Source organism: Sporolactobacillus spathodeae, assembly GCF_016908935.1.
GTDB lineage: Bacteria > Bacillota > Bacilli > Bacillales > Sporolactobacillaceae > Sporolactobacillus > Sporolactobacillus spathodeae.
The window spans coordinates 55482-69476 of record NZ_JAFBEV010000012.1; the positions used below are offsets into that span (position 1 = coordinate 55482).

Consider the following 13995-nt stretch of genomic DNA (forward strand, 5'->3'; position numbering starts at 1 on the left):
TTCGAGGTTCGGTCTAACTTTTCACGGCTTTGGTCTAACTTTTTCGAGGTTCGGTCTAACTTTTCGTTGGCCAGGTCAGCAGCAAGTAGACTTCTATCGAAGGCCAAAACTTTGATCCTAATAATTTCGAAGCGCTTACATTCATATAATATAGAAAGAACTTTCCCTCCATCTTCCTTGGGAAAGTTCTTTCTGATTTATTCGACGCGCATGGCGACGGATTTCTTATGGGCAAACAATCCTTCGACGTTAGCCAGGTGCATGCAGGCAGCGGATAAATTTTGGCAGCCCTCTTCCGTAATCTCCTGGAAAAACGAGGTTTTGATAAAGGTGCCGACCCAAACACCGTTGGAGTATTTGGCCGTGCCCATGGTTGGCAGAATGTGATTGGTGCCCGATACATAGTCGCCGAACGCGACCGGGGCGTATTGACCAATAAATAGCGAGCCATAGTTGCTCAGCTTCTCGCTGAGCGCATGCGCATCTTTTGTCTGCACTTCAAGATGCTCCGGCGCCACCTCATCCGAGAAACGAACCGCTTCATCCTCGCTGTCAACGAGATAAATTTGTCCATTATTCTGCCAAGACTCGCGGGCAATCGCACTTGTTTCCAAATCACCAAGATATTCGTCGATTTTGGCTTCTACCTGTGCAATCATCGCACGATCGGTTGCGACTAGAATCGTCTTCGTATTCGGATCATGCTCCGCCTGTGCCAGTAAATCGATGGCGACATACGACGGATTGGCACTTTCATCGGCAATGATTAGCACTTCGCTCGGACCGGCAATACTGTCGATACCGACGTCACCGAGCACTTGACGCTTCGCTTCTGCGACAAAGCGATTGCCCGGGCCGACGACCAGATTGACTTTTCCGATCGACTCCGTGCCATAAGCCATTGCCGCAATCGCCTGAGCCCCGCCGACGCAATAGATTTCATCGGCGCCCGCGATATCCATGGCAACCAGCACTGCTGGATGAATCGTGCCATGCTCGCGCGAAGGCGGGCAACAAGCGCAAACGGATTTTACACCGGCAATCTTCGCGGTCAAAATCGACATCAGGGCAGAACTTGGCAGCGGATAGCGCCCACCCGGAATATAGGCGCCGCAGCGTTCAATCGGAATCAATTTATGTCCCAGCGTCACGCCGGGCACCGGGCTACTCACCTTCATTGCTTGCAGGCATTCATACTGCTTTTTCGCGTAAAAAGAAATATTGGAAGCGGCGAAACGCAACGCGTCTACCGTTTTCGGGTCGATCTGTTCATAGGCCGCGGCAATGGTCTCCTTGCTGACGCGAACCTTGTCCAATACCACACGATCAAATTTTTCCGAGAGTTCGAGCAGCTTCTTATCACCTTCCGCTTTCACTTGTTCGATAATGCCGCTAACCAGTTCGGTCAAGTTCTGATCACGTTCATAGGTCTTTTTCACTGCTTGCTTGACAACTTCCATTTTCCTGGGTTCCTCCTTCTTCTCTACAATTTATCCGGCCAACCAGCCACCGTCCACGGCAATCGTCTGGCCTGTCACATAATCCGAAGCGTGGCTTGAAAGGAAAACCAACGCGCCGGACAAATCCTTTTTTAACAATTGCGCTTCGGCTGCTCGCTTGCCGGGGGCGCCGCGCGTCTCCTCAAACAAGCTAGCATCTGCGGGTTCTCACTTGGCTCGCTTTTCCCGCAGGCGTCTCGCTCCTTCGCTCCATTTTCCACCAAAAATCTTTTGCTTTTTTTACTTTGAACAAATCCCACGGCTTGCCATTTCAACCTACTCAAAATCCACGTATCTACCTAGGCCCTATGTGCCGGATCATTTCCAAGGTTTATCCCGCTAGCCAGCCACCGTCCACGGCGATCGTCTGGCCTGTCACATAATCCGAAGCGTGGCTTGAAAGGAAAACCAACGCGCCGGACAAATCCTCTGGATCGCCAATTCGGCCTGCTGGAATCCGCGTTTCTATCCAAGACTTATGCGCCGGATCATCGAAAAACGGCTGCGTCATCTGGGTCAGAAAATAACCCGGCGCAATGGCGTTCACCTGTATATTGTCCGAAGCAAGTTCAATCGCCATCGTCTTGGTCAGCTGCACAATCGCCCCTTTTGACGCGCAATAAACGGATGACGCCGCAAGTCCGAGATAGCTGCCAAGCGAGGCAATATTGATGATTTTCCCATGTCCCTGTTCCTTCATTTTTCCGGCAACGACCTGGCTGAGAAAAAAAACACCTTTGAGATTGACTGCCATAATCGCGTCATAATGGGCTTCCGTCACATCCAAAAAAGGTTCCGGAGCTTCGAAACCGGCGTTGTTGACTAATATATCAATCTGCGGATAGCGATCGGCTAAAGTGCGGCAACCGGCGCGATCCGTGACATCCAGAACAGCCGCCTCAGCCTTGCCACCTTGCGCCGAAATTGCAGCAACTGTATCCGCCAGATCGGCTTGACGCCTTCCCGCACAGATGCAGAAACAGCCTGCCTGCGCTAAAGCCCGCGCATAGCCACGGCCAAGGCCGCGTCCAGCGCCAGTCACAAGTGCTGTTTTTCCTTCTAGATCAAATAAATGCTGCGCCGCCATTGCTTTCACCACCTGATTAACGAGTCGCGGCCGCTTTTTCTGCCGCTTCCCGCCGCTGCTTCTGCAATTCGAGAATGATTTCTTTTTTATACGCAATAAAAGGCTCCGTCAATTGCAGGCTCCAATCCCGCGCATCCGGCAGCTCAATCGTTAATTCTTTCGCATTGCGCCCAGGGCCGCTAGCCATCACATAGACGCGATCTGACAAATAAACCGCCTCATCAATATCATGGGTCACAAAAAGAACACTGGACTGCGCTTCTTTAAAGACCTTGACTAACAAGTCTTGCATGTCGCGCCGTGTTTGCGCGTCCAACGCGCCGAACGGCTCGTCCATCAACAGCAGCTTCGGTTTGAAAACGAGTGCCCGGGCAATCGCCACGCGCTGCTGCATCCCGCCAGACATTTGCGACGGGTAAACGGTCTCGAAACCCTCTAGGCCGACAAGCTTCAGAAAGTGATAGGCCAACTCTTTTTTCTGTTTCTTATTGAGCAAGCGATCTTTTTTCAACGCAAAGGCAACATTTTCCCATGCCAAAAGCCATGGCAGTAGACTGTATTGTTGAAAAACGACACCGCGATCGCGACCCGGCCGCGTTATCGGCTGACCGTTTAGCACAATCGTGCCGTCCGTTATTTGATCCAAACCGGCGACAAGACGCAGAAAGGTTGACTTGCCGCATCCGGATGGCCCGAGCAGCGAAACAAATTCATGCTGGTGAATCGTCAGGTGTACATCGTTCAGCGCGGTGAATCGTCCCTTTTTCGTTTCAAACGTCCGGCCGACATGACTGGCCTCCAATAATAACTCTGACAAAATATATACCTCCTCTCCCCGCTTGTCTTAGTTGATTTTTTCCTTTTCCATCCATGGGAAGAAGAATTTCCCCAAAAGGCCGAAAATCAAATCGGTAATCAGACCGAGAACACCAATGGTCAAAATGCCGAGAATAATCGTTTCTGTCGATAGGTAACGCTGCGCCTGCATAATGCGGAAACCAAGACCGCTCGTTGCCGCAACGAGTTCAGCCACGACGAGGTAGGTCCAAGCCCAGCCCCAAACGGTTCGCAACGTATCCCAAATTGACGGCATCGCTGCACGGACGACAATGTCTTTAATCACTTCGAGCCGATTGAGACCAAGCGTCATGCCCACTTCGACAACGGAACGCTTAACGCGTTTACAATTGTCGGCAATCATGATCACTTCCTGGAAGAAAACGCCGAGGAAGATGATAAAGAATTTCTGCATATCGCTTGTCCCGAACCAGAGAATCGACATCGGAATAAACGCGACAACCGGCATATAGCGAATAAACCCAACAAGGGGTTCCCAAAAGGCTTTCCACGTCTTAGACGTGCCCATCAGCACGCCGATCGGCAGGGCAAATGCCGTGGCGAAAACAAAACCAATCGTAATTCTGTAAAAGCTAACTTCAATATCAGAAAAAAAGACACCGGATTGAATTTCTTTGACCGCTTCTTGCAGCACGGCCGTCGGGGTTGGCAAGAACAGACTGCCTACCATTCCGGTATAAGTCACTGCGCACCAGACAGCCAGAACAAGTGCGATTCCGGATGCCGATACGATTTTCAAACGCATGGTTCCACCCCCTGCATACCGCGCACCCAATTATTGAATTGATAGCAGCTCTTTAATCGATATATTTTTCTTCAATTCTTTCTGTTGCGTAAGAATATTTTTAATATTGGTCAATGCTTTATCCAAGTCGCCAGACTCTGCGGCTTGTTTCTGGTCGCTCAATGTGTAGAATTTAATTCCTTTGAGAATCGTCGGCAAATCACCTGCTGAAGTTCCTGTGGCATCTGCGACAATTTTATTACCCTCTGACGGATGCGCCTTCCAATATGTCATCGCCTCGCTCCAGACTTTCTGAAGTTTCGCTTTCATCTCTGGATGCGCTTTTAGATAGCTCGATTTAACAACCGTCATATCGCTGATCAGTCCAGGCGACTGTTCGCCGGAGTAAATGCTATGGACCGTTTTATCCTTGGCGATGATGCTTGAGATATACGGTTCATACGTGACAGCGGCATCGACTTTTCCCGACAGAAGCGCAAGTCCCGCATCCGAAGCAGCCATATAGACCACTTTAAAATCACTTGGCTTCAAGCCCTGTGTCTTCACGGCCTGATGGAAAAGCAAATCGGAAGTGGTCCCTTCTTCATAAGCAACCTTTTTACCTTTCAACGCGGAAAGACTCTTGTATTTTGCCGAAGTAATCATCGCGTCAGCAGTCATCGACTGATCCATGAAGACAATGCTTTTTAAATCGATAGCATTATTTGCGGCCATCCGCATCGCTGTATGCGAAGCAATATTGGCCACCTGTACCTTATCGGAAGCAAAAGCGGCGTTGATATCGGAGTCTTGCTTGAACATCACAATATTGGCATTGATACCATTCTTTTTGAAAATTCCTTTCTCCTTGGCAATCCACCACGGGCCATAGCCGATCCAAGCCTCTGTACCCATTTGCAGATCAACCAATTTCTTGCCGCCAGAAGAAGAACTGCTTGCGTTGTTTCCGCAACCAGCGACTAAAAGAAGAACTAGAAGTAACAGACCAGCTACACTAAGTTTTCGTTTCATCTCGAACGTGCCTCCCATTTTAATGATTTTTGTGTGAACTTGTGATCGATCAAACAATCGTTTGGATAAGATAAACTCGTCTACGTCAAGTCTATTTTTTCAAAAATTACGCCCTGGCTGCTCGTTTGCCGCGGGCGATCCTGAGCCCCTCAAACAAGCTAGAATCTGCGGGGTCTCGCTTGGCTCGCTTTTCCCGCAAGGCGCCAGAGCGCCTTCGCTCCATTTTTTGTGCAAAATCTGATACATTCTTATCTTTTCAAAAAAATAATTTTCGAAAATTCATAATGATCCAGATCATTCAAAATTCATTTATCTATGTATCACACCACTTTCCTAAAGTATATGACTAGAATAATCTGCGAAATGATTGTCCGAACGGCCTTGGTCAATCAATTCGTAATTGGATCATAAAAAACGTTTTTTCAAAAAACTCATAATCATCCGTAGAATTCAGAAATCATTTATCTATTTATTACATCACTCTCCTAAAGTCTATGAATAAAATAATCCGTAAATCAATTTATACGAATGATTATATTCATGAATAAATCTTTTGTCAACAAGCTATTTGACTATTGAATATTTTCGAAATTTGCTAGAAATCGCTCAGGTGCGCCTCCCCGAAAGACGAATAAAAGTAGCAGCCAAAAAAGAAAGAATAACAGTGCCCAACATCACGAAAAGATAGTCCCGCAGCGACGTTGAGAGAAATGGAGCAAGTAATACCGGGATATAAGCCGTTCCGCGCAGTTGCAATTGGGCAACGAACGCGCCACTGGCCCCGGCCACAACGAGAATGAACACAAATAAACGCTTATTTTTCAGGGAAGGATAGACGGATTCTACCAACGTGCCAAATAAAAGATTCATGAACAAACCGGTACGAGCCGATTTACTGTGGTCAAATAGATAGTTTGCCAAATTGATCCCTGCAGCAACGAGTACAAGGCAGATCAAGTCAAAAGCCCCCAAATAGCTGAAGCCGCTGCCGGCAAGTTCGATCAAAAGCAGCGGGAGAACCACGGCATGATAGCCACCCTTGAGTATAAAAAACCACATCAAGACGCCAAGCGTTGCGCCGATGACGATCGGTTGCACGGCAAGCAGGTGACCGAGTGTGTCTGGCACGAATAGCTGCAGACGAAGCAGCAGGTTGCCGGCACCCACATGCAGCAAAATACCGGGCAACAAACCCGAAACGCTGACCGACAGCAGATTGGCCGCTGTCAGTGGAAACGCCCATTTCAGACATTGTTGGAAGAGAAGCTGTGCGGTGATCCCGCACAGGACGCCGGCGAAGAGTCCGGCAATGACGCCATAGCTTGCGGCAAGGCTGCCCGCCAAAATACCGGCAATAAGCGTCATTTCGCCAAATTTAGCAATCCGGCGCGCAGCAAGAACCGCGAGAACCACAGGCAATGCGTCTTGCACCGTATGAAAGAAAGAGTTCTGCTGCACCCAGGAAAAACGAGTGGATGCCGCGACGAGCGTCAACACAATAAAAGCAGGTAAACCGGATGTCATCAGCCCCGACCAATCGATGGCCAAGTTAGGTATGTATTTCCTGAAACCTTGCCGAATTTTCCAATGCCGAACAAAAGCAGCTACGAGAGAAAGTGTACGCGTCTCATTGCTTGTCCCCGTTGTCCCCGACACGCTAATCACAAGTCCCCCAGATGACTGAATTGTGGCCATTGATGTCCCGCCCGTTCCGGCGATTGGCAGCTCGGCGCGAATCGCCGCGTCAACGGAACGCGCATTGATACCGAGCGGATCCGAGCTGATCGTGATTAAACCGTCAACGGCGCTCTGCTCAATCTGTGCGGCAAGCTCAGAATCATAGCGCGCAGCCTGCTGATTGATCGCGTGCAGCGAACCCTGTCCCACCTTTTTCAATTGGTTGTTTTCATATATGTATAGCGTAGCGGTCACGGCCTCTTGCTTTTTATCAAGCGACTGATCCGCCGCGACAAAAAGAAGATTGGCTAGTTCAAAATCATTGGATTGGAACGATTGGATCAAGTCGGTGAGCATCTGTTCCGGATCAGAACCGCCTAAACGGTAGAAATTCCCTCCACTGCTGCCGATCAGAGCTAGTCTCTTCAAAAGTCTCACCCCCTTAGTTGGCAATTTGCGGTTCCTATTCATCTACTTTTCGAACATTGTATCAATTTTTCATAGAACATGGCAATGCCCGATTCACTGAACCTTTTTCCAGTCGATGCTCGAATTCCGATTGGTTCATTTGCAAAAGACTTGGCACCGTCAAGTCCTTGTTTGCAACATCTTAATCCGTCGATGTTGCCCCTACTCTGTCGATCTTGCCCCCTACTCTGTCGATCTTGCCTCCTACTCTGTCGATGCTGACCCCTACTCTGTCGATGCTCACTCCTACTCTGTCGATGCGGACTCCTACTCTGTCGATGGCGGGCCCTACTCTGTCGATGCTGACCCCTACTCTGTCGATGCTCACTCCTACTCTGTCGATGCCGACTCCTACTCTGTCGATGTGACGCCCTACTCTGTCGATGTGACGCCCTACTCTGTCGATGGTGGGCCCTACTCTGTCGATGTGACGCCCTACTCTGTCGATGCTGCACCCTACTCTGTCGATGCCGACTCCTACTCTGTCGATGTTCGGGCCTACTCTGTCGATGTTCGTGCCTACTCTGTCGATGCTGACTCCTACTCTGTCGATGCGGACTCCTACTCTGTCGATGGTGGGCCCTACTCTGTCGATGGCGGGCCTTACTCTGTCGATGTTCGGGCCTACTCTGTCGATGTTGACTCCTACTCTGTCGATGTTCGGGCCTACTCTGTCGATGTTCGGGCCTACTCTGTCGATGGCGGGCCCTACTCTGTCGATGCTGCGCCCTACTCTGTCGATGTGACGCCCTGCTCTGTCGATGCTGACTCCTGCTCTGTCGATGCTGACTCCTACTCTGTCGATGTGACGCCCTACTCTGTCGATGCCGACTCCTACTCTGTCGATGTTCGTGCCTACTCTGTCGATGCTGACCCCTACTCTGTCGATGCTGACCCCTACTCTGTCGATGGCGGGCCCTACTCTGTCGATGCGGACTCCTACTCTGTCGATGTGACGCCCTACTCTGTCGATGCTGACTCCTACTCTGTCGATGCTGCGCCCTACTCTGTCGATGCTGGCCCCTACTCTGTCGATGCTGGCCCCTACTCTGTCGATGCTGGCCCCTACTCTGTCGATGCTGACTCCTACTCTGTCGATGCGGACTCCTACTCTGTCGATGCTGACTCCTACTCTGTCGATGCTGCGCCCTACTCTGTCGATGTGACGCCCTACTCTGTCGATGTGACGCCCTACTCTGTCGATGCTGGCCCCTACTCTGTCGATGCTGACCCCTACTCTGTCGATGCTGACTCCTACTCTGTCGATGTTCCGGCCTACTCTGTCGATGCTGACTCCTACTCTGTCGATGCTGGCCCCTACTCTGTCGATGGTGGGCCTTACTCTGTCGATATTCGGGCTATCATAGTGAATATTTTCACTCTGATCAACGGCTGATCATTTGTTTTCAATAACATCGTGCAGAATTCAGAAAAACTTGGCATAGCCAAGTCCTTTTTCAATAATTGCGCTTCGGTTGTTCGCTTGCCGCGGGCGCCGCGCATCTCCTCGAACAAGCTAGTATCTGCGGGGTCTTGATGGCTCGCTTTTCCCGTAAGGCGCCAGCGCACCTTCACACATTTTCCGCCAAATCCATATACATTTTTTCTTTTGCGGAAGCCTAGCATCATCAAGTTTTTTTGCAACAATTGCACCGGGCGGGCGCTCGCTTTTCCCGCAAGGCGCCAGCCACCTTTACCCATTTCTTGCGCAATATCTTATGCTTTCTTTATTCCCTGTAAAAAAAATGAAGCCCCCTTTTGGAAGGCTTCCATTTTTTTATCGTGATGAGCGTCCTCCACCTACTACTAGAGAGGGAGAAACAATCTTTAAGCTTCGCAAATTTTTTTATTCACAACCGTTCGTGTCAGCCATTAGGAATCGACTTCCGCACCCTTTTTCGGTGAATGAAACCAGCCGCGAACGGTCTGGCGGATCCAAGGAATCACCCAGTAATCGCCGCCCCATTTACCGGCGTTAAATCCAGCGAAAAGAATCAAACCACCGATAAATACATAAAGTGGATTGGAAGACACGGTTCCTGCAAAGAGATACATAAAATTCATTAATAGAGCGAAAAAGACAGCGGCAGTCGTCAAGGTACCAAGGAGTAGTCCCAAACCAACGAGCAGTTCGCCCCATTTGACAAGGAAGCTGAAGAAACCGGAGCCCGGCAAGGCAATATGCTGAATAAAGGCATTATACGGTGCATAAAGTACTTTTCCAGTCGGGCCCGCCACCGGATGGGCGATCACGCCATGCAAATAGCCGCTTGCATCAAACGCCTTCGGACCGGTTACTTTTCCCAGACCGTCGATAAACCATTGCCATCCCAGCCACACGCGAAGAACCAAGAGAATGAATGATGCCGATTTGCTCGTGCGTAACCAGTGTACCATAATCAATTCCCTCCTTCGTTGGGGAAACAAGTAAAATCATTGAAAACGTTTCCCACACAATATTATAGTTACCCCAACTCGTTTCAATCACCTTATTTATGAAGAATTGATGACGATTTCTTAGAAGGATGGATGTGAACGAGCCGTCTGACACAAAAGATCATACAATCGAATTTTTATCGCATGGTTAGCGGCAGCACCAGAAACAGGAGCACACTCATCAAGACAATAAACGCGACGGTTGCCACGGAGAGGATATTTTGTAGCCTATTATTGGCATAGCTGCCCATGATTCGCTTGTTATTGACGAGCAGCGTCATGAAAATTAAAATGACGGGGCAAAGCATTCCGGCAAGCTGCTGCGTGAACAAGGTCAGCTGAACAAGGGACAGACCCGGAATCAACACGACAGCGGCACCGGCAGCGATCATCGTCGTATAGATGCCATAGAAAACCGGCGCATCACTCGCTTTGTTATCCACACCGCTTTCGAAGCCGAACGCTTCGCAGACGGCATACGCTGTCGAGAGCGGAATGACTGCGCAGGCGAGCACCGAGGCACCAAGCAGTCCAGCGCCGAAGAGGATTTCAGCAAAATGCCCGGCGATCGGAGCAAGCGCTAGCGCCGCCTGTTTAGCAGAATCAATTGTGACACCCACTTTGAAAAGCGTTGCCGCGGTGCAAACAATAATGAAAAAAGCAATAACATTACCCCAAACCGCCCCGACGCAGGCATCAATCTGCGCATTTCTAAGTTCGGTCAGCTTCATCCTTTTATCAACAATCGAGGATTGTAGATAAAATTGCATATAAGGCGTAATCGTTGTCCCAATCATCCCGATCAGCGTCAAAAGAAATCCGTCAGTCATTGATAATTTGGGCATGACGGACTGGTGAAAGACGGCGGACCAATCCGGTTGAACGATGAAACAAGAAAAGATATAGCCAAGAAAAACGAGTGTAAAAGCGAGAAAAATTTTCTCAACATGGCGGTAGGATCCCTTGGAAACGAGTAGCCAGATGGCAAGACCAAAAACCGGGACAGATATGTATTTGCTAACGCCAAACAGTTCAAGACTGACCGCGATACCGGCAAAGTCTGCGAGCGACACGCCAAAATTGGCAACCATCAGAACAAGCATCGCAAGGAACGTCAGCTTCACGCCAAAATTTTCGCGAATCAGGCTGGCAAGCCCCTTGCCAGTCACAATCGCCATCCGCGCGTTCATCTCTTGAACGATTGCCAAACTGACCGTAATCAGAATCAGCGCCCAAATCATCGAATAGCCGTAGGACGCCCCCACTGAGGCGTACGTGAAAATACCACCGGCATCATTGCCTGCATTAGCCGCAATCAGACCAGGACCAAGAATACTGAAGAAAAAAAGAAATTTCATTGATGGTTTGCGATTATGGCGATGCACAAGTAACCCTCCTTTCTCGTCCGTTAATAATTTGCAAAAAAATTGCAGTGAAGCGCGCGGCGCCCGCGACAAGTGAACGGTCGAAGCGCATTGGCTACAAATAAAGACTAGGCTTCGACAAGTTTTATTACCAATTAAGAAAAAAATGATTGCTTGAAAAATGCAGCGATTGCGTAAGATGCCTGCGGGAAGCGCAGGACAGGGAAGACTCCGCAAATTCTAGCTTGTCTAAGAAGGCTTCCGTCCTTCCCGCGGCAAGCGAGCAGCCGAAGCCCATTTGCTACAAATAAAGACTTAGCCAAACCAAGCTTCTCTCATCAGTGTTTGTGCAAGAGATAATAGAGCACATCGCTTGCGATGACAATGCCGGACATCTCGCGACCATGGTCCAACACCGCCACTGCGGGCAGATTATATTTTGAAATAATCTCAATCATTTCCGATAAACTGTCATCGTCATAGATCCAATGGAAATCGGTTTCCATGATCGCGCGAATCTCTGTCTGAGGATTGGCAACAGCCAAATCACGTAGAGAAACCGTGCCAATTAGCCGATTGGCCGCATCAACAACGTAAAGGAAGAATACAGTATCCATCTCCGGTTTCTCCTGCCGCAGCTTTTCGAAACAGGCAGCAACCGTCATCGCTTCCGTGACGCAGACAAAGTCGGTTGCCATCAAGCTACCGACGGTGTTTTCCGGATATTCCATCAATTCCTGAACTTCATCAGAAGCTTCTTTATTCATTTCCTCAAGTAAATTGGTGACCACATCTTCGTCGAGCACGCCGAAAATATCGGCCACTTCATCGGCCGGCATTTTTTCAAGGACATCGGCAGCTTTGGTAATCGACAGGTTGTCGAGCACTTTCACTTGAACGTCAGGCTCCATTTCCTCGAGCACATCCGCCGCCTTTTCTTCGTCCAAGGCAGAAAACATCGACATCTGGCTGTCCTTGTCCAGATCCTCAATAATATCCGCTACATCAGACGGATGAAGAATCGCAATTTTTTTCGCCTGCGCCGCAAGCTTCAATCCATTTTGCCCAGACTCCACGGTTTGCACATCGTCCCAAAGAATCAGCTTACTCGGAAGGCTTTTATGGAAAATCCGCACCAATTTTTTCAGCGGGAGCGCGATATCGAGCCGTCGCAACAGGCCCTCGGTGCCCACATCAACAGCAATAAGGAAAACGCCCGTCGACGTGACAGCAAGACGCAGATCATTGACACGGACAACCTTACGTCCATCCAAATCGATAATCTGCTTATCAAGCATTGTTTCCGCAAGCGAAAGATAACTATCCCCGCCGCGAATGTCTTTACCGCGTAATTCATTGCAGAAAAAATTATATTTTGAACCATCTTTTAAAATTGTCACATCAGAACTATCCAAAGTCGCCCCGCCGCGCAACTTAATCGCCACAACTTTCGGCCGTTTAAAAGTCGTATCCACGTATAGATCGGCAATCCGTCCTAAAATATTTTTCTCTTTGGATTGATACACGGGCCGGCCGAGCACACGGCTGAAGTAAAATTTAGAAATCAGGACCAAGCGGATCCCCCCTTGCACTGCTCTAAAAAACGATAAAAAAGCACATATTTTTTAAAAAAGGTATCGTATTCATCATAGCGAAAAATGTTTCCAATAATCAACCATTCACCAATACAATCCACATTAAATTTACTTATGCTTGAAATTAGGGCTCGGGATCGGAGTTATGGTTTATGTCAAAGCTCCAGGGAAAGCGTTAAAAATCTATCGTGTTCCGCTCGAAGTTGTGGCGTTTGCGTTCAAGTTTGGGGGAGAAACGCGTAATATTGGGCAAGAGTTAGACCGAAAATCCAGAGTTAGACCGAAGTGGGGAAAAGTTTGGCCGAACCAATGAAAAGTTAGACCGAATCCGCAAATAGTTAGACCGAAATTCAGGAGTTAGACCGAAGTGGGAAAAAGTTAGGCCGAACCGAAGAAAAATTAGACCGAATCCGCAAATAGTTAGACCGATGCGAGGAAAATTTGCTCCCGAATCAAGAAATATCGCTCTCACTAATTTCAGGAGTTGCACCTAATCGGGCAATAGTTGCTCCGAATTTCGGAAAAGTCGCTCCTAAATTAAGAATAGTCGCTCCTAATTTCAGGAGTTGCACCATCCGACAAAATCAATTATTTTCCGGGAAATCTCCACCACTTTATGATAAAAAGAATTAAACGATCTTCTCAATCAACTGTTGGATAGAGAATCAATGTTTAGTTTTTGCAGATGATATTTATGATCAACCCATACGTATCAGCCATTAGAAACTAAGTTGCAAATCATCTAGAGGAGCTACGAAATTCCCCAATAATTGCCGCCCCATTTTTCTGCATTTATAAATCGGTGGAAAACAATTTCTTGCATTAAGTAAATTTGAAGACATGGTTCCTGAGAAGAGAAATTTATCAAAAAAAAGAAAACCGTCTTGTTTTGTAGTACCAAGACGGTTAATGATGCATTACAGAATTTAGTTACTGTCACGCTTCATTCTTTTCGATTGAACGGTTTCTCTGACTTTTAAACAAAGAATGACACTTGCTGGAATGAGCGTAATTGTATTGCAAATAAACACAGATAGTGAATGAAGATAGAATCCATAGAAAATCCAGAGCGCAACGCCAAATGTAAAATTAATATACATGACGAGTGAGATGCTGCTTAGTTGTTTCGTGCGAATGACTTTAATGGCTTGCGGGAAAAAGGACGTACTTGTTAAAGCACCTGCGAGTAAACCGATCCATTCGATCATCGTGCAGATTCTCCTTTAGCATGTTTGTTCATCCTGAAACCTGTAAA

General features: G+C 48.3%; 13 protein-coding genes. 1 reads left to right on the plus strand and 12 read right to left on the minus strand.

What is annotated here, in order from left to right; genetic code table 11:
• Positions 1–197: 197 nt before the first annotated feature.
• The 7 genes from hisD to JOC27_RS07740 form a co-directional block, all read right to left on the minus strand.
• Positions 198–1460, minus strand: coding sequence for a histidinol dehydrogenase (gene hisD / locus JOC27_RS07710; protein ID WP_205006702.1), 1263 nt, complete (start codon positions 1458–1460; stop codon positions 198–200).
• 30 nt (positions 1461–1490) lie between these two features.
• Complete coding sequence (locus JOC27_RS13685) at positions 1491–1649, minus strand: Rossmann-fold NAD(P)-binding domain-containing protein (protein WP_205006703.1); 159 nt, start codon at positions 1647–1649, stop codon at positions 1491–1493.
• A 181-nt stretch (positions 1650–1830) separates the two neighbouring features.
• Entirely contained in the window at positions 1831–2586 is a 756-nt protein-coding gene (locus tag JOC27_RS07720; protein ID WP_205006705.1) for an SDR family NAD(P)-dependent oxidoreductase, read from the minus strand.
• A 16-nt stretch (positions 2587–2602) separates the two neighbouring features.
• Positions 2603–3403: an ABC transporter ATP-binding protein gene (locus tag JOC27_RS07725; protein ID WP_205006707.1), complete on the minus strand. Its 801-nt coding sequence runs from the start codon at positions 3401–3403 to the stop codon at positions 2603–2605.
• 27 nt (positions 3404–3430) lie between these two features.
• Positions 3431–4189, minus strand: coding sequence for an ABC transporter permease (locus JOC27_RS07730; protein WP_205006708.1), 759 nt, complete (start codon positions 4187–4189; stop codon positions 3431–3433).
• A gap of 30 nt (positions 4190–4219) precedes the next feature.
• Positions 4220–5200, minus strand: a complete 981-nt coding sequence (locus JOC27_RS07735) for an ABC transporter substrate-binding protein (protein WP_205006709.1) — start codon at positions 5198–5200, stop codon at positions 4220–4222.
• 606 nt (positions 5201–5806) lie between these two features.
• The gene (locus JOC27_RS07740; RefSeq protein WP_205006710.1) at positions 5807–7306 is read right to left on the minus strand and encodes a hypothetical protein; all 1500 of its coding nucleotides are present in this window, start codon (positions 7304–7306) and stop codon (positions 5807–5809) included.
• 130 nt (positions 7307–7436) lie between these two features.
• Here JOC27_RS07740 and JOC27_RS07745 point away from each other — a divergent pair, with 130 nt between their 5' ends.
• Positions 7437–8741: a hypothetical protein gene (locus tag JOC27_RS07745; RefSeq protein WP_205006711.1), complete on the plus strand. Its 1305-nt coding sequence runs from the start codon at positions 7437–7439 to the stop codon at positions 8739–8741.
• Here JOC27_RS07745 and JOC27_RS07750 read toward each other — a convergent pair.
• The 5 genes from JOC27_RS07750 to JOC27_RS07770 all read right to left on the minus strand — a co-directional run bounded on the left by JOC27_RS07750 (position 8684) and on the right by JOC27_RS07770 (position 13948).
• Positions 8684–9046 (minus strand): hypothetical protein, encoded by a 363-nt coding sequence (locus tag JOC27_RS07750; RefSeq protein ID WP_205006712.1) that lies wholly within the window; start codon positions 9044–9046, stop codon positions 8684–8686. The two genes, JOC27_RS07745 and JOC27_RS07750, sit on opposite strands and share 58 nt — an antisense overlap.
• A gap of 171 nt (positions 9047–9217) precedes the next feature.
• On the minus strand, positions 9218–9742 hold the full coding sequence (locus JOC27_RS07755; RefSeq protein WP_205006713.1) for a DoxX family membrane protein: 525 nt from the start codon (positions 9740–9742) through the stop codon (positions 9218–9220).
• A gap of 176 nt (positions 9743–9918) precedes the next feature.
• Positions 9919–11166: an Nramp family divalent metal transporter gene (locus JOC27_RS07760; protein WP_338062787.1), complete on the minus strand. Its 1248-nt coding sequence runs from the start codon at positions 11164–11166 to the stop codon at positions 9919–9921.
• A gap of 317 nt (positions 11167–11483) precedes the next feature.
• Entirely contained in the window at positions 11484–12719 is a 1236-nt protein-coding gene (locus JOC27_RS07765; RefSeq protein WP_239530055.1) for a magnesium transporter MgtE N-terminal domain-containing protein, read from the minus strand.
• 947 nt (positions 12720–13666) lie between these two features.
• Positions 13667–13948 (minus strand): SemiSWEET family sugar transporter, encoded by a 282-nt coding sequence (locus JOC27_RS07770; RefSeq protein ID WP_205006714.1) that lies wholly within the window; start codon positions 13946–13948, stop codon positions 13667–13669.
• Between the last annotated feature and the right edge of the window lie 47 nt (positions 13949–13995).

Coding starts and splice junctions, on each gene's coding strand:
- JOC27_RS07730 (WP_205006708.1), bottom strand. CDS start 4,189: ATGCGTTTGAAAATCGTATCGGCATCCGGAATCGCACTTGTTCTGGCT.
- JOC27_RS07755 (WP_205006713.1), bottom strand. CDS start 9,742: ATGGTACACTGGTTACGCACGAGCAAATCGGCATCATTCATTCTCTTG.
- JOC27_RS07750 (WP_205006712.1), bottom strand. CDS start 9,046: ATGGGTAAAGGTGGCTGGCGCCTTGCGGGAAAAGCGAGCGCCCGCCCG.
- JOC27_RS07735 (WP_205006709.1), bottom strand. CDS start 5,200: ATGAAACGAAAACTTAGTGTAGCTGGTCTGTTACTTCTAGTTCTTCTT.
- hisD (WP_205006702.1), bottom strand. CDS start 1,460: ATGGAAGTTGTCAAGCAAGCAGTGAAAAAGACCTATGAACGTGATCAG.
- JOC27_RS07720 (WP_205006705.1), bottom strand. CDS start 2,586: ATGGCGGCGCAGCATTTATTTGATCTAGAAGGAAAAACAGCACTTGTG.
- JOC27_RS07770 (WP_205006714.1), bottom strand. CDS start 13,948: ATGATCGAATGGATCGGTTTACTCGCAGGTGCTTTAACAAGTACGTCC.